The sequence below is a fragment of the Sphingomonas sp. genome (assembly GCF_035910975.1).
Taxonomy (GTDB): domain Bacteria; phylum Pseudomonadota; class Alphaproteobacteria; order Sphingomonadales; family Sphingomonadaceae; genus Sphingomonas.
Genome location: NZ_JAMHWM010000029.1, coordinates 473262 through 489036 on the forward strand (window position 1 = coordinate 473262; position 15775 = coordinate 489036).

General features: G+C 69.3%; 16 protein-coding genes. 11 read left to right on the top strand and 5 right to left on the bottom strand.

Annotated features, from left to right (window positions below; genetic code table 11):
- Positions 1 to 18 precede the first annotated feature (18 nt).
- The 8 genes from VYI76_RS08705 to VYI76_RS08740 all read left to right on the top strand — a co-directional run bounded on the left by VYI76_RS08705 (position 19) and on the right by VYI76_RS08740 (position 7500).
- Positions 19 to 1593: a leucyl aminopeptidase family protein gene (locus tag VYI76_RS08705; RefSeq protein WP_326524364.1), complete on the top strand. Its 1575-nt coding sequence runs from the start codon at positions 19 to 21 to the stop codon at positions 1591 to 1593.
- Positions 1593 to 2231, top strand: coding sequence for a phosphoribosylanthranilate isomerase (locus tag VYI76_RS08710; protein ID WP_326525072.1), 639 nt, complete (start codon positions 1593 to 1595; stop codon positions 2229 to 2231). Before VYI76_RS08705 ends, VYI76_RS08710 begins: the two co-directional genes overlap by 1 nt.
- A 42-nt stretch (positions 2232 to 2273) precedes the next feature.
- Positions 2274 to 3530 carry a tryptophan synthase subunit beta gene (gene trpB / locus VYI76_RS08715; protein WP_326524365.1) on the top strand — a complete coding sequence of 419 codons (1257 nt, stop codon included), beginning with the start codon at positions 2274 to 2276 and terminating at the stop codon, positions 3528 to 3530.
- A 43-nt stretch (positions 3531 to 3573) separates the two neighbouring features.
- On the top strand, positions 3574 to 3948 hold the full coding sequence (locus VYI76_RS08720; RefSeq protein WP_326524366.1) for an endonuclease domain-containing protein: 375 nt from the start codon (positions 3574 to 3576) through the stop codon (positions 3946 to 3948).
- The gene (gene trpA, locus VYI76_RS08725; RefSeq protein WP_326524367.1) at positions 3945 to 4733 is read left to right on the top strand and encodes a tryptophan synthase subunit alpha; all 789 of its coding nucleotides are present in this window, start codon (positions 3945 to 3947) and stop codon (positions 4731 to 4733) included. Before VYI76_RS08720 ends, trpA begins: the two co-directional genes overlap by 4 nt.
- On the top strand, positions 4730 to 5584 hold the full coding sequence (gene accD / locus VYI76_RS08730; RefSeq protein WP_326524368.1) for an acetyl-CoA carboxylase, carboxyltransferase subunit beta: 855 nt from the start codon (positions 4730 to 4732) through the stop codon (positions 5582 to 5584). Before trpA ends, accD begins: the two co-directional genes overlap by 4 nt.
- A gap of 109 nt (positions 5585 to 5693) precedes the next feature.
- A complete protein-coding gene (locus VYI76_RS08735) occupies positions 5694 to 7004 on the top strand; it encodes a bifunctional folylpolyglutamate synthase/dihydrofolate synthase (protein WP_326524369.1) in 1311 nt (436 codons plus the stop codon).
- Positions 7005 to 7071: 67 nt separating this feature from the next.
- Positions 7072 to 7500, top strand: coding sequence for a DUF6628 family protein (locus VYI76_RS08740; protein ID WP_326524370.1), 429 nt, complete (start codon positions 7072 to 7074; stop codon positions 7498 to 7500).
- On the opposite strand, the gene VYI76_RS08745 is transcribed toward VYI76_RS08740, so the two are convergent.
- Both VYI76_RS08745 and VYI76_RS08750 read right to left on the bottom strand, forming a co-directional pair.
- Entirely contained in the window at positions 7492 to 8250 is a 759-nt protein-coding gene (locus tag VYI76_RS08745; RefSeq protein WP_326524371.1) for a tetratricopeptide repeat protein, read from the bottom strand. The two genes, VYI76_RS08740 and VYI76_RS08745, sit on opposite strands and share 9 nt — an antisense overlap.
- Before the next feature lie 5 nt (positions 8251 to 8255).
- The gene (locus tag VYI76_RS08750) at positions 8256 to 9593 is read right to left on the bottom strand and encodes an AmpG family muropeptide MFS transporter (protein WP_326524372.1); all 1338 of its coding nucleotides are present in this window, start codon (positions 9591 to 9593) and stop codon (positions 8256 to 8258) included.
- 56 nt (positions 9594 to 9649) lie between these two features.
- Here VYI76_RS08750 and VYI76_RS08755 point away from each other — a divergent pair, with 56 nt between their 5' ends.
- Entirely contained in the window at positions 9650 to 10798 is a 1149-nt protein-coding gene (locus VYI76_RS08755; RefSeq protein WP_326524373.1) for an aromatic ring-hydroxylating oxygenase subunit alpha, read from the top strand.
- On the opposite strand, the gene VYI76_RS08760 is transcribed toward VYI76_RS08755, so the two are convergent.
- On the bottom strand, positions 10773 to 11207 hold the full coding sequence (locus VYI76_RS08760) for a response regulator (protein WP_326524374.1): 435 nt from the start codon (positions 11205 to 11207) through the stop codon (positions 10773 to 10775). The genes VYI76_RS08755 and VYI76_RS08760 overlap by 26 nt on opposite strands.
- Positions 11208 to 11306: 99 nt before the next feature.
- Here VYI76_RS08760 and VYI76_RS08765 point away from each other — a divergent pair, with 99 nt between their 5' ends.
- Together VYI76_RS08765 and rsmD are read left to right on the top strand one after the other, a co-directional pair.
- Complete coding sequence (locus VYI76_RS08765) at positions 11307 to 12575, top strand: pseudouridine synthase (protein ID WP_326524375.1); 1269 nt, start codon at positions 11307 to 11309, stop codon at positions 12573 to 12575.
- The gene (gene rsmD / locus VYI76_RS08770; RefSeq protein ID WP_326524376.1) at positions 12575 to 13120 is read left to right on the top strand and encodes a 16S rRNA (guanine(966)-N(2))-methyltransferase RsmD; all 546 of its coding nucleotides are present in this window, start codon (positions 12575 to 12577) and stop codon (positions 13118 to 13120) included. Before VYI76_RS08765 ends, rsmD begins: the two co-directional genes overlap by 1 nt.
- 3 nt (positions 13121 to 13123) lie before the next feature.
- Here the strand turns inward: rsmD and VYI76_RS08775 are convergent, their stop codons facing one another.
- On the bottom strand, positions 13124 to 14449 hold the full coding sequence (locus VYI76_RS08775; protein ID WP_326524377.1) for an amidohydrolase: 1326 nt from the start codon (positions 14447 to 14449) through the stop codon (positions 13124 to 13126).
- 2 nt (positions 14450 to 14451) lie between these two features.
- On the bottom strand, positions 14452 to 15732 hold the full coding sequence (locus VYI76_RS08780) for an MFS transporter (protein ID WP_326524378.1): 1281 nt from the start codon (positions 15730 to 15732) through the stop codon (positions 14452 to 14454).
- Positions 15733 to 15775: the final 43 nt, after the last annotated feature.

Below are 15775 nucleotides of genomic sequence, written 5' to 3' on the forward strand. Positions count from 1 at the left end.
TTCACGGAGACATCGACGATGCGCGCCCTTTTCCTCGCCACCGCCCTTGCCACCACGCTGGCGCTGCCCGCCACGGCCCAGTCCGAGCGCGCCGCTTTGGGCTCCGGCGTCGCCGCCAGCGACCGAGCCGACACCGCCGAGCGTCCGATCCGCTTTGCCGCCGCCACGCCCACCAGCGGTGTGCTGGCGATCGCGATGGCCGGCGCGGGCGACCTGACCCGCGTTCCGCCCGCCCTGCGCGATGCGGTCGGCCGGGCCGTCGCCGCCGCCGACTTCAAGGCCGACCGCGACCGGACGTTCTCGCTCTACGGCATCGGCGGGTACGATCGTATCCTGCTGGTCGGTGTCGGCGCGGGCGCGCTGGATTCGGCCGCGCTTGCTGATTTTGGCGGCCGCGCGGCGCAGGAAACGCGGAGCAGCAACGCCCCCGTCGCGATCCTGACAGAGGGCCTGTCGGGCGGAGTCGCCGATGCCGCGGCGCATGTCGCGCTCGGCGCTGGCCTCGGCCAGTATCGCTTCGACCGGTTGAAAAGCGGCGTCACCGCGCCCCCGCTCCAGCCGCTGACGATCGTCGGCGCGGGCGAGGCGGTCTATACCCGCGACTTCGCCGGGGTGGTGGACGGCGCGCGCATGGCGCGCGATCTGATCGCGCTGCCGTCCAATGCAAAGCACCCCGAAAGCTTCGTCGAGGCCGCGCGGGCACGGCTGGCTGGCGTGCCCAATGTGCGTATCACCGTGCTCGACGAGGCGCAGATGCGCCAGCTCAACATGGGGTCGCTCCTGTCGGTATCGCAGGGCTCGCGCCGCCCCGGCCGGCTGATGCTCGTCGAATATCGCGGCGCCGGCAACACCGCCCCGATCGCGCTGGTCGGCAAGGGCATCACCTTTGATTCAGGCGGCATTTCGCTGAAGCCGGGCGCAGGAATGGCCGAAATGAAAGGCGACATGTCGGGCGCCGCCGCCGCGATCGGGGGAGTCTATGCCGCCGCGCGCCGCGGCGCGCGCGCCAATGTGATCGGCGTCGCCGCGCTCGCGGAGAACATGCCGGGCGACAACGCCAGCCGCCCCGGCGACGTGGTGCGCACGATGAACGGTCAGACGATCGAGATCATCTCGACCGACGCGGAAGGCCGCATGGTTCTCGCCGACGCCAACCAATATGTCATCGATCGCTACAAGCCCGTCGCGCTCGTCAACATCGCCACGCTGACCGGCGCGATCGTCACCGCGCTGGGCGACGAATATGCCGGGCTGTTCGCGCGTGACGAGGCGCTGGCGGCGAAGGTGCAGGCCGCGTCCACCCGCTCGGGCGAGCCGGTATGGCGGATGCCGCTGCACCCCAATTACCAGAAGGAGATGTCGTCGCCGGTCGCCGACATCGCCAATTCCGGCCCAGGTGGGGCTGGCGCCGGGCGCGGGGCGCACTTTATCAGCTTCCTCACGCCCCAGCCGACGCCGTGGGCGCATATCGACATGGCCGGTGTGGACGGCGCCGACGAATCGATGCCGACGATCCCCAAGGGGCCGCGCGGTTTCGGCGTGCGCCTGTTCGACGCGCTGGTGCGCGAATATGAGGGCACGCGCGGCGAGTGATGCGGATCGGCGCGAAGATCTGCGGCATCTCGACGCCCGACGCGCGTGACGCGGCGTTGGGCGGCGGGGCGAGCCATATCGGTTTCGTGTTCTTCGCGCCCTCACCTCGCAATCTCGATCCCGACGCGTCGGCGGCGCTGGCGGTCGGCGTGCCGGATCATGTCGGGCGCGTCGGGGTGTTCGTCGATCCCGATGACGCGCTGGTCGAACGCGCGGTCGCCGCCGCCGGGCTGGACACAATCCAGCTTCACAAGACCGCGCCGGATCGGGTCGCCGCGCTCCGCACCCATTTCGGGGTTCAGGCATGGGCGGCGGTGGCGGTGAAGACCCGTGCCGATCTCGACGCCGCCCGCACCTTCTCGGGTGCGGCCGATCGCATCCTCTACGACGCCAAGACGCCCGATGGTGCCGCGCTGCCCGGCGGGATGGGCCTGCGCTTCGACTGGAGCCTGCTCGACGGCGTGCGCCATCCGCTGCCCTGGGCGCTGTCGGGCGGGCTCGACGCCGGCAATGTGGCGGAGGCCGTCCGCCGTACCGGCGCGGCACTGGTCGATGTGTCCTCGGGTGTCGAGAGCGCGCCCGGCGTGAAGGATAGTGCAAAGATCGCCGGTTTCCTCCGCACCGTCGCTACGCTCTGACCTGCTCGACACTGCGGGCCAAGGTGGTAAAGCGCCCGCGAGATGAACGCCCCCAACTCCTTCCGCGCCCAACCTGACGCCAACAGTTTTCGGGCGAAGCCCGACGAGCGCGGCCATTTCGGCGATTACGGCGGCCGCTACGTCGCCGAGACGCTGATGCCGCTAATCCTCGACCTCGATCGCGAATATCGCGCGGCGAAGGCTGATCCGGCGTTCAAGGCCCAGTTCGACGACCTGCTCGAACATTATGTCGGCCGCCCCAGCCCGCTCTATTATGCCGAGCGACTGACCGACGCGCTTCGGGAAACCGCGCCAGACGGCAAGGGCGCCGAAATCTGGTTCAAGCGTGACGAGCTCAACCACACCGGCGCACACAAGATCAACAACTGCATCGGCCAGATCCTGCTGGCGATCCGCATGGGCAAGACGCGGATCATCGCGGAAACGGGCGCGGGCCAGCACGGCGTGGCGACCGCCACCGTTTGCGCGCGCTTTGGCCTGCCGTGCACGATCTTCATGGGCGCCAAGGACGTCGAGCGGCAGCAGCCCAACGTGTTCCGCATGAAGCTGCTCGGTGCCGAGGTGCGGCCGGTGGCGTCGGGCGCGGCGACGCTGAAGGATGCGATGAACGAGGCGCTGCGCGACTGGGTCGCCAACGTCCACGACACCTTCTACATCATCGGCACCGCCGCCGGCCCTCACCCCTATCCCGAACTGGTCCGCGATTTTCAGAGCGTGATCGGTATCGAGGCGCGCGCGCAGATGCTGGCGCGCACCGGCCGCCTGCCGGACCTGCTGGTCGCGGCGATCGGCGGCGGCAGCAACGCGATCGGGCTGTTCCACCCCTTCCTCGACGATGCCGACGTCGGGATGCTGGGCGTCGAGGCGGCGGGCGAAGGGCTCGACGCCAAGCACGCCGCGAGCCTTGCGGGCGGCTTCCCCGGCGTGCTCCACGGCAACAAGACCTATCTGCTCCAGGACGACGACGGCCAGATCGCCGAGGCGCATTCGATCTCCGCCGGGCTGGACTATCCCGGCATCGGGCCGGAGCACGCGTGGCTGAAGGATATCGGCCGGGTCGAATACACGTCGGTAACGGATACCGAGGCGCTCGACGGCTTCCAGTTGCTGTGCCGCACCGAAGGCATCATCCCCGCGCTGGAGCCGAGCCACGCCATCGCTGCGGTCGCCAAGCGCACGCGGGAAATGGGACGCGACCAGGTAATCCTCGCCAATTTGTGCGGACGCGGCGACAAGGACATCTTCACCGTAGCGAGCGCGCTGGGGGTGGTGATCTAGCGATAGCCCTCTCCCCTTCAGGGGAGAGGGTTGGGAGAGGGGCATGCGCGACGCGCGTCTGACGGATCATGCGAAAGCGATGCGCCAGACAGCAACAGAGCCGGAAACCCGGCTCTGGCTAGCGCTGCGAGCCGGTCGGTTTGAAGGCGTAAAGTTTCGGCGGCAGAAGGTGATAGGGCCTTACATCGTCGACTTTGCCGCCCGTGACCCCATGATGGTGATCGAAATCGATGGCGACACCCATGGCGATCGGGCCGAATATGATGCAAGGCGCACGCGCCTTCTGGAAGAACAGGGCTATCGGGTGATCCGTTTCTCCAATTCAGATGTGATGACGAACATGGACGGCGTGCTGGCGACGATCGCCGGTGCCCTTCCCCTCTCCCAACCCTCTCCCCTGAAGGGGAGAGGGCTTTGACCCGCCTCGTCTCCGCCTTCGCCCACGGCCCCGCGCTGATCACCTTCGTCACCGTCGGCGATCCTTGCCCCGCAGCCACCCCGGCCATCCTCGACGCGCTGGTCGCCGGGGGTGCCGACGTGATCGAGCTCGGCATGCCGTTCACCGATCCGATGGCCGACGGTCCCGCCATCCAGGCGGCGAACATCCGCAGCCTCGCGGCCGGCACCACCACCGCCGATACCTTCGCCATCGCCACGGGCTTCCGCGAACGTCATCCGCACATCCCGCTGGTCCTGATGGGCTATGCCAACCCGATGTTGCGCCGCGGGCCGGAATGGTTCGCCGATGCCTGCGCCGATGCGGGCATCGACGGGGTCATCTGCGTCGATATCCCGCCCGAGGAAGACGACGCGCTGGGCCCGGCGCTGCGCGCGAAGGGCGTCGCCCAGGTCCGCCTCGCCACGCCGACGACCGATGCCGCGCGGCTGCCCGCCGTGCTGGATGGTGCGGGCGGGTTCATCTATTACGTGTCGGTCGCCGGCATCACCGGGCTTCAGCAGGCCGCGGAGGGATCGATCGAGGATGCCGTCGCCCGCCTGAAAGCCGCCACCGACCTGCCCGTCGCGGTCGGCTTCGGCATCCGCACGCCCGAACAGGCCGCGGCGATCGCCCGCGTCGCCGATGGCGTCATCGTCGGTTCCGCGACCGTCGATATCATCGCGGCCCATGGCGTGGATGCGCCCGGCCCGGTTCGCGCCTATATCGAAACCCTGAAATCCGCGATCACCAAGGTGAAATCATGAGCTGGATCGACCGCGTCCGCAACGCGATCCCCTTCGTCGCCAAGCGCGAAACCGCCGACAACCTGTGGCACAAGTGCAAGGGTTGCGGGCAGATGGTGTTCGTGAAGGAACTGGCGGACAACCTTCACGTCTGCCCGAAATGCCAGCATCACGAGCGGATCGGCGCGAAGCTTCGGTTCGCCTATCATTTCGACGACGACAGCTGGACCGTGCTGACCGCCCCGCGCGTGGCGGAGGATCCGCTGAAGTTCCGCGATTCCAAACGCTATACCGACCGGCTCAAGGCCGCGCGGGCGGAGACCGGCGAGCAGGACGCATTCGTCAACGCCGTCGGCACGATCGACGGGCATCGCGCGGTGATCGGCGTGCAGGACTTCGCCTTCATGGGCGGATCGATGGGCCAGGCGGTGGGCGAGGCGTTCGTCGCCGGATGCGAGGCGGCGATTCGCGAGGGCGCGCCGTACATCGTCTTCACGGCATCGGGCGGCGCGCGGATGCAGGAGGGCATATTGAGCCTGATGCAGATGCCGCGCAGCACCGTCGCGATCGAGATGCTGCACGACGCCGGCCTCCCCTATATCGTCGTGCTGACCGACCCCACCTCGGGCGGGGTGATGGCCGCCTATGCGATGCTGGGCGACGTCCAGATCGCCGAGCCCAACGCGACGCTCGCCTTCACCGGCCGCCGCGTGATCGAAAGCACGATCCGCGAGAAGCTGCCGGAGGATTTCCAGACATCCGAATATTACCGCGACCACGGCCTGATCGACATGGTCATCCACCGCGCCGCTCTGAAGGACACTCTCGGTCGGCTGGTCGGCTATCTCGGGGCCGAGAAGCTGGCGGCGTAACCACTATATCCGTTCGCCCCGAGCCTGTCGAAGGGCCGTTCTTCGTCCCGCAAACCATGCTCGCGAAGAACAAGGACGGTGCTTCGACACTCTCAGCACGAACCGTTTGATGTCAGACCACGCCACCTCCACCTCGCCCGCCGTCCAGGCGCAGCTCGACCGGCTGACCATGTTGTCGCCCGGCGTCGATGTGCTGGGCCTGTCGCGCATCGCGGAGCTGCTGCACCGGCTGGGCGACCCGCAGCTTGCCCTGCCGCCGGTGTTCCACGTCGCCGGCACCAACGGTAAGGGATCGACCTGCGCGTTCCTCCGCGCCGCGCTGGAGGCGCAGGGATATCGCGTCCACGCCTACACCTCGCCCCACCTCGTCCGCTTCAACGAGCGCGTTCGCGTCGCCGGGCGCCTGATCGACGACGACGCGCTCGCCGCGCTGCTCGGTCGCGTGCTCGACGTCTCGGACGGCACCGGCGCGAGCTTCTTCGAGGTATCGACGGCAGCCGCCTTCCTCACCTTCGCCGAAGTGCCGGCGGACGCCTGCGTGATCGAGGTCGGGCTGGGCGGGCGGCTCGACGCGACCAACGTCGTCGCCGATCCCGCCGCCTGCGGCATCGCCCAGCTCGGCATCGATCATGAAAGCTTCCTCGGCAGCAGCGCCGCCGGCATCGCGCGCGAGAAGGCCGGCATCGCCAAGCCCGGCCGCCCCCTCGTCACCCTCGCCTATCCGCCGGAGATCGCCGCCGCCGTCGCCGATGTCGCCGCCACGGCCGGCGCGCCGGTGCTGGCGGAGGGACGCGACTGGCGCTTCGAACATGACACCGGCTTGACACTGCACGACGCCGCCGGAACGCTGCACACCCCCGCCCCCGCGCTCGACGGCGCGCACCAGTTCGGTAACCTTGCCCTCGCCGCCGCGATGCTGCGCGCGCAGGACCGGATCACGGTGTCCGACGCCGCGATCGTCCGCGCCGCGACCGACACGCGCTGGCCCGCGCGGATGCAGCGGCTGGGCGACGGCCCGCTCGTGCGCCGCCTGCCCGCCGGCACGCCGCTGTGGCTCGACGGTGGGCATAATCCGGCGGCAGCGGGCGCTGTCGCCGCGACGCTCGGCCGGCTGCTCGACGGGCGCCGCGCCGATCTGGTCGTCGGCATGCTCGCGAACAAGGATGCGCGTGGTTTCCTGACGCCGTTCGCGCCCTTCGTCCGGTCGCTGACGGCGGTGCCGATCCCCGGCCACGACCACCACGCCCCGGCGGCGCTCTCCGCGATCGCCGCCGATCTGGGAATTGCGCCGCACGCCGCCCCCGACCTCGCCACCGCGCTGGATTCGATCGCCATCCGTGCACCCCAGGCCGTCGCGATCCTCGGCTCGCTCTATCTGGCCGGTGAAGCGCTCGCCGCGAACGACGAATGGCCCGACTGATCTTTATTGCGATTGACTATCAATAGCGGATTGGCGACGATGCGCGCACAGCATCGGAGTCGGCCGCATGACCACCAGCACCCAGACTTTCACCTCGACCCTGTCGCAGCCCCAGCCCGACGATCCGGCACAGCGCCTGCTGCTGTTCGGCTTCCGCCAGATGGGCGCGAACGGGCTCGACGATGCCTGCGCGGCGCATGCCTTCATGACCGCGTTCGGCAAGGATTTCCGCCGCCCGCTGGTGCTGTTGCGCACGCTGATGATGGAGCTGTCCTCCGCCGCGACTCGCCCGCTGCAAATCGCGCCCTGGTGCTGTGGCCGTGTCACGCCGGCCGAAGGCGCATTCCTGGCGGTGACGGCGAAGGCGCTGGCCAACGAACGCGCCGCCGCGTTCCTGCTCGCCGACCTTCTCGCGGTGCGCGATGCATCGGGTCCGCTGGCGACCGCCACCGCGCTCGCCATCGCCTTCGCCGATCTCGGGATGCCGCTAGGGTGAACCCGACGCCCGCAGCTTCGCCAGCGCCTCGCTCGCCCAGCGATACATGTCCGCCTCCGCCGTGCGCTGCTGCCGGTCGAGGCGCTTCATCCGCGCCTCGACTTCCTCGAGCACGCGCCGCGCCCGCCCCTCATATCCCTGATCGAGCAGCAGCGCGGCATAGCGGCACCGCGCCTCCTCTCCAGGCAGGCGGGTGACCAGATCGGCGTAGAGCGCCATCGCCTCTTCAGGCCGGCCAAGCTCCGCGAGGATGCGCGCGCGCAGCAGCGACCGCCGGTCGGTCTCGCTCTGGCCGCCCGCCGGCTCCAGCGCGTCGAGGATTTCCAGCGCCCCGGCGGCATCGCCGGTCTCGAACGCCGCCGACGCCAGCTTGATCCGCGTCCGGCCGTCGGAGCCTGGCGACCGCGCCAGCGCCTCCCGATACAGCGGCAGCGCCTCCGCATGCCGCCCGATCGCGACCAGCGCGTCGGCCAGCCGGATGCGGTTCGCCGCCGTCTCCGCAACCTCCAGCGCGTCGCGCGCGGCGCGCACTTCGCGTTCGGGATCGAGCTTCGCCACCACCGCCGATCGCGCGGTTCGGACATGGCGATTGCCCTGCAGCCCCGGCAGGATCTCGATCACGAAATAGGCGATCGCGCTGGCGACCGGCAGGAAGAACAGCGCCATGATCCACAACTGGTTACGCCGGTTGCGGATGACATGGACGATGCAGGCGATCTGCACCGCCAGTATGGCGATGTAGGCCACCATCGCCGTCAGCCCTCCGCCCGCGCGTCGCCCTCGCCCGCCGTGCCGGCCGACCCGATCGAACGGTCGATCAGGCCGGACCGCAGCATCAGCCAGTAGATGACGATGCCCGGCACCGCCGCGGCCGTGGTGATGAGGTAGAAATCGACATAGCCGACCGCTTCGATCAATCCGCCCGCCGTCGTTCCGGTAAGAAACCGCCCCGCGATCGCCGCAGCGGCGGAAAGCAGCGCGAACTGGCTCGCGGTGAAGCGCAGGTTGCACAACGCGGAGAGGTAGGCGACCACCGCCACCCCGCCGACGCCGCTCGCGAAATTCTCGAACCCGATCGTCCAGGCGAGCATCCAGAAGCTGTGTCCCATCGCCGCCAGCCCGGCGAAGCTGAGGTTGGACACCGCCATCAGCACCAGGCTTATCATCACCGCGCGCTTCATGCCGACACGGGCATAGAGAATACCGCCGACGAAGATGCCGAACAGCAGGGCCAGGAACCCGACCCACACGTCGCCCTGCAATATCTCCGTCTTGGTGAAGCCCAGCTCGACCAGCAGATCGCGGATCATCAGGTTGGCCAGCGTATCGCCGATCTTGTGCACCAGCACGAACAGCAGCACGATCAGCGCGCCCTCGCGTCGGAAGAAGTCGGCGAGCGGGCGCCAGAACGCGTCCAGCAGCCCGGCGATGCTGCGCACCGGCGCAGGCGGGCTGTGTCGCTCGGGCTCGCCCATGAAGATCGCCGCGATCGGGGCGGCGAAGGCGAACGGGATGCACGCCCAATAGCCCCAGTGCCAGCCCCAGACGTTCGCCACCGCCAGCGCGACGGATGCGGTGAAGAACGCCCCCAGCCGCCAGCCATATTGCGACATGCCAGATCCGACGCCCAGCTGGCGCGGCTCCAGCGTCTCGATGCGATAGGCGTCGATCACGATGTCGAACGACGCTCCGGCAAAGCCGAGCAGCAACGCGCCGATCACCACCGGACGCAGGCTCTCGCCCGGATCGGCCGCACCCATCACGACGATCGCCGCCCCCGCCGCGAACGCCGCGACCCACAGCCACGATCGCCGCTGGCCGATCGCGTTCGACAGGAACGGGATGCGCAGCCGGTCGATCAGCGGCGCCCACAGCCATTTGAAGCTGTAGATCAGCAGCGCCAGCGCGAACGCCGACACCGATTTCTTGTCGATCCCGGCCTCCGCCAGGCGATTGGTCAGCGTCGCGGCGAGCAGGGTGAACGGCGTGCCGGAAGATATGCCCAGGAACAACGCGGTCAGCGGCGCGCGTTCCAGATAGGGCCTCACCCCGCTCCAGAAACCACCAGTCCCCGCGTCCGCCATGCTCGTCATACTTGCTCCCACGCCCCAATCCCGCGAGATTAGCGCAAACCGTGGGGAGAGGAAGCGTGAACGCACCGACCGGGGGACAGCTTGCGCTCGCCGCGCGACTGGCGGCGGGCGGCACGCGGGGCGACGGCGGGCTCAGCCATGTCGCGGCGAACGCCTATACCTCGCCGGAACGCTGGACGGCCGAACGCGCGGCGATCTTCGATTCGATGCCGCTGGTGATCGCTCCGTCGGCGCTGCTGCCCGACCGCAACATGGCGGTGCCGCACGACGGCTTCGGCAAGCCGTTGCTCGTCACGCGCGACGGCGAGGGGCAGGCACACGTATTCCTCAACGTCTGCCGCCACCGCGGCACCCGGCTGGTCGAGGGGGCGGAATGCGTCAAGGCGCCGCGCCTCGTCTGTCCCTATCACGCCTGGAGCTATGCCACCGACGGCCGGCTGGTCGGCCTGCCGCGCGCCGATGCGTTTCCCGGCCTCGACAAAGCCGACTACGGCTTGCGCGAACTGCCCAGCCGCGAGGCCGGCGGCCTGATCTGGTTCGCGTTCGACGCGGACGCCGATTTCTCCGGGGCCGACGCGCTGGCACCCGACCTGTCCGCCTTCGGCCTGGCCGGCCACCACCTGTTCCGCCGCCGCACCCATGACGTGCCCGCCAACTGGAAACTGGTGATGGACGCCTTCCTCGAAAGCTATCACGTCGCCCGCCTGCACGCCGCGACGATCGGGCCGTTCTTCAAGGACGGCGTGACCGCCGCCGACACGATCGGCGTCCACCAGAGGTCGGCCGTCGGCCGCGCGGCGGACGACGACGCGCTGGCATCGTCCGACTGGGCGGTGCTGCGCCGCGCGATCACTTATACCTACCAGATGTTTCCCGGCACGGTGCTGGTCGCCAGTCCCGACTATATCAACCTGATGGTGCTGATGCCGCAATCCGAAAGCCGCCTGCTGGTCGAGGATTTCATGCTGATCCCCGAGGCGCCCGCCAGCGACAAGGCGCGCGATCATTGGGAACGGAGCTGGCAGTTGCTCGACGGCGGCGTCTTCGCGTCGGAGGATTTTCGCGCGGCGGCACTGGGGCAGCAGGGGCTGGCATCAGGCGCGATCGATCGCATCACGCTGGGCGGGCTGGAAAGCGGCATCCGCCTGTTCCACGACGCGGTGGAGGCCGCAATCGGCGCTACGCCGGTTGCAGGAACAGGCTGAAGCTCGACGGCAGGCGCCGGGGTATCTTCCCGCCGCCGCTCACCCGCTCGATCGCCGCGATCGCGCTCAGCAGGTCACGCTGCGGATAGGGCTTGGCGAGGCAGCCGGCCGCCAGAGAGCGTGCATCGCCGGGGCAATTGCCGGTGACGAACAACACCTTGATCCCGCGCGCATGCGCCGCCCGCGCGACATCCACTCCGCTGCCGTCGGCCAGCACCACGTCGAGCAGGACCAGATGGATATCGTCGCCCCCGTCGATCGCCGCCGTCGCGTCGGCGACGCGATCGAAGGTACCGGCGATCTCGAACCCCTCGTGGCTCAGGAAATGCTCGGTGTCGAAGGCGACCAGCGGCTCATCCTCGACGATGAGGATACGGACGATCCGGCGTTCCTTCCTTCCGAACAGCATTGGCCCTCGCTTCCGCTTCGCCCCCGTAACGCACGGACGTCGAAATTGCGCCGCAAAGATTTTTTGTCTCCCCGCCAGCCACCGGCTAAGGCGCGGTCCGTGCACAGTACAGGACAGAAAGAGACGCAGCGCATCGCCAAGCTGCTCGCCCGCGCGGGCGTGGCGTCGCGTCGCGAGATCGAACGGATGATCGCCGAAGGGCGCGTCGCGATCGACGGGGTGGTGATCGACACGCCGGCGACGCTGCTGACGTCGCTGCGCGGCGTGACGGTGGACGGCAATCCGGTGAAGGAGGCGACACCGGCGCGGCTGTTCCTGTTCCACAAGCCGTCCGGCGTACTCACCGCCGCCAACGATCCGAAGGGGCGGCGGACGATCTACGACGTGCTGCCGCGCGACCTGCCACGGCTGATGCCGGTCGGCCGGCTCGACCTCAATACCGAAGGGTTGCTGCTGCTGACGACCGACGGCGAACTGAAGCGCCAACTGGAACTGCCCGCCACCGGCGTCGAGCGGGCGTACCGCGCGCGCGCTTACGGCGAGGTCAGCCAGGCGCAGCTCGAGGATCTGATCGACGGGATCGAGATCGACGGCGTCCGCTATGGATCGATCGACGCCAACCTCGAACGCCGCACCGGTGCGAATGTGTGGATCGAGATGGTGCTGACTGAGGGCAAGAACCGCGAGGTGCGGCGTGTGCTCGAACATCTCGGCCTGCGCGTCTCGCGCCTGATCCGCACGCGTTACGGCCCGTTCGTGATCGGCGACCTGCCGGCCGGCGGCATCGGCGAGGTTCGCGCGTTCGACCTCATCAACTTCCGCGCCAGCCTGAAGGGCAACAAGGCCAAGGCGGTCGAGGACGCCCGCGCACAGCCGATCGCCGTGACGGGCGAGGCGAAGCAGCGCCGCATCGCGCCGGCTTCGCCGCCCGCCGCACCAGCTCGGTCGGTCGTCGAACCCGATGGAACACGCAAGGCTCGTGCGCTCGCGCCACGCAAGCGGGAAGTGCGCGAGGATATCGATACGCGCCCCCAGCGACCGCAACGGACCCGAGCGGCGGGGCCGGCCGTGACCGGGCGCGGTGACCCGGCGCAGAAGCGCTCGACCGCGACCGCCGGGCGATCGGAACGAACTGGCCGTCCGGTCTCCGCCCGTGGCCCGGCAGCGCGCAAGGAAGGGATCGACCGCGAGGCGGCTCCCCGGCCGGGCGAGGTCCGCGAAGACCTCACCACCCGCCCGCGCAATGCCCGGCCCGGCCCGCTCACCGAGCCCCCCGATCCCAAGCCGCGTCCGAAACGCGGCGCCGGCTGGGCGAAGGCCAAGCCGAAGCCCGGCGCACGCCCCGGCAAGCCACGGAAGCCCCGCTGATGCGGATCGTCGCCGGCCAGTGGCGCGGCCGCCCGCTCGCCGCCCCGGCGGGTCAGGCCACCCGCCCCACCGCCGACCGCACGCGCGAGGCGTTGTTCTCGATGCTCGCCAGCCGCCTCGGCAGTTTCGAGGACCTGGCCGTCGCCGATCTGTTCGCCGGATCGGGCGCCTTGGGACTGGAGGCCCTGTCGCGCGGAGCCGCATCCTGCCTGTTCGTCGAACAGGATCGCCCGGCGCTAGACGCCTTGCGGGCCAACATCGCGAAGCTGGGCGCGACGGGAGCCGAGGTGCGCGCCGCTTCGGTCCTGTCGCTCGGTCCCGCCCGCGCGCCGATCGACCTGATCCTGATGGACCCGCCCTATGCCAGCGGCGCCGGCAACGTCGCGCTCGACAAGCTCGCCCGGCTCGGCTGGACGACGCCCGCCACCTGGGTGAGCATCGAGACGGCGAAGGACGAGCGTGTCGATGTCGCCGGCTTCGCGATCGATGCCGAGCGCGTCCACGGCAAGGCGAAGATCACCTTGCTGCGCATGAGCACCCCCTGACGGTCAGCGTTTCGCCGGCCCCAGCAGTTCCAGCACCGCCGCCGTCATCGCGGTGGCGCCCAGCACGACGGCGGGTTTCGCCTCGACCTTGAAGAAGGGCGAATGATGCGACGGCACCGGCGGGCCGCCGGCCTTCGCTGCATCGAGCGCGGCCTTCGGCGTGCCGCCGACCAGGAAATAATATCCCGGCACCTTCAGTTCCGGCTGGATGAAATAGGCGAAGTCTTCCGCCCCCATCCCCTGCTGCGCAAACGGCACCATCGTCGCCGCGCCAAGATCGCGGGCCAGGGCGGCGTTCATCCGCTTCGCGAGCGCGGTATCGTTGATCGTCGTCGGCGTACCCTCGACCACCGTTACCCTGGGCAGCTTGGCATCGGGCATGCCGTTCAATCGGCCGACCCCTTCGGCGACACGCTTCACGCCGGAAACCAGGTCGGCGCGCGTCTTCTCGTCATTGGCGCGCACCGTCACCTGCAGCTTCGCCTCGTCGGAGATGATGTTGTGCTTGGTGCCCGCCTGGAAGGAACCGACCGTGACGACGCCGGGCAGCAGCGGCGCCCGCTCGCGGCTGATCAGGCCCTGCAACGCGATGACGATCTGGCTCGCCATATAGACCGGGTCCTTGCCCATGTGCGGCGCCGCACCGTGCGTGCCGACGCCGGGCACGGTGATGTCGATCGAATCGGACGAGGATGACGAAATCCCCTCCGACGCCGAGATCCTGCCGGTCGGGAGGCCCGCATCGACATGGAACGCCAGAGCATAGTCGGGCTTGGGAAAGCGCGTGTAGAGCCCGTCCTTCATCATCGCCGGCGCCCCGCCCAGCCGTTCCTCGGCGGGCTGGACGATCATCACGACCGTGCCCTTCCAGCGATCCTTCATCGCCGCCAGCCGGCGCGCGGTGGCGACCAGCGCGGTGATATGGGTGTCGTGCCCGCAGGCGTGCATTACCGGGCTTTCCACACCGTCCACGCCCACCTGCCGCGCGACGGACATGTTGGGCAGGCCCGAATCCTCCCTGATCGGCAGGCCGTCCATGTCGGCGCGGACCATCACGGTCGGCCCCGCGCCATTGGCGATCACCGCGACCAGCCCGGTGCCGCCGACCTTCTCGGTCACCGTCGCGCCGGCGGCGCGCAGTTCCTTCGCCATCCGCGCGGCGGTGTTGACTTCCTTGAAGCTCAGCTCGGGATTGCGGTGGAACCAGTCGAACAGCGCGCCCAGATCCCTGTCCCAGTCCGCCGTCACCTGCGCGGCATAATCGGGTTGCGCGGCGGCGGGCGTGGCCGCAGTCGCGGCGAGCAGGGCGAAAGCGATCGGCAGTTTCATGGTCACACCCCTTCGATAACCACCGGCGCGGCCGGCTTCGGCTTAAGCATAAGCAGCGCCACGAGGCTTAGCGCCGTCGCGATGCTGAGATAAAGGCCGACCGGCGCGAGTCCGCCGCGGATCGCCAGCCCCTGGGCGATCAGCGGGGTCAGCCCGCCGCCCAGCACGCCGGCGATGTTGAACGTCATCGACGCACCCGTATACCGCACGCGCGGCGGGAACAGCCCCGGCAGCCAGGCGCCGAGCGGACCGTAGACGAAGCCCATCGCGAACAGCGACAGCGCGAGGAACGCGAACGTCCCCGCCATCCCCGAACCGATCATCGGCGCGATCAGGAAACCCAGCACGATCGTCGCCACGCATCCGCCGGCCAGCACCCGGCGCTCGTCATAGCGGCGATCCGCCAGCCACGCCGCGAGGTAGATGCCCACCGCCATGAACAGGATCGCACCAAGCTGCATCGTCAGGAATTGCTGCATGGTGAAGCCCAGCGACTTGGTGCCGTAGCCGAGCAGGAAGGCAGTGCCGATGTAATAGGTGACGAAGCACGCCACGGCGCCGATCGTGCCGCCCACGAGCATCGCGCCGTGATTGCGCACCAGTTCGGCCAGCGGCACCTTGGGCGGCGGCGCTTCTTCCAGCGAGGCAGCGAATTCGGGCGTCTCGGTCAGCTTCAGCCGGATCCACAGGCCCAGCGCCACCAGCAGCGCGCTGATGATGAACGGCAGGCGCCAGCCCCAGTCGCGGAACTGTTCGGGCGTCAGCACCGCGATCAGGATCAGGAACAGGCCGTTGGCGGCTATGAACCCGGCGGGGGCACCCATCTGCGGCGCGCTGCCGAACCGCGCGCGCCATCCCGGCGGCGCATTCTCCACCGCCAGCAGGGCCGCCCCACCCCATTCGCCGCCCAGCCCGAAACCCTGGCCGAACCGCAGCAGGCACAAGGCAAGCGGCGCGAGCCAGCCGGCCATCGCATAGGTCGGCAGGAAGGCGATCAGCGTTGTCGACACGCCCATCGTCAGCAGCGAGGCGACCAGCGTCGACTTGCGCCCGATCCGGTCGCCGAAATGGCCGAAAAACGCCGCCCCCACCGGCCGGGCGAAGAACGCGACGGCCAGCGTGGCGAACGCCGCCATCTGCTGCAACGCCGGATCGTGCGACGGAAAGAACAGCTCGCCGAACACCAGGCTGGCGGCGGTCGCGTAGATGTAGAAATCGTAGAATTCGATTCCCGTGCCGACGAAGCTGGCGAGCAGGACGCGGCGATGCTGCCGAATGCTCATGCGTGCGTGACCGATGCCATGATGTCCCCCCGAATGCCGCGAC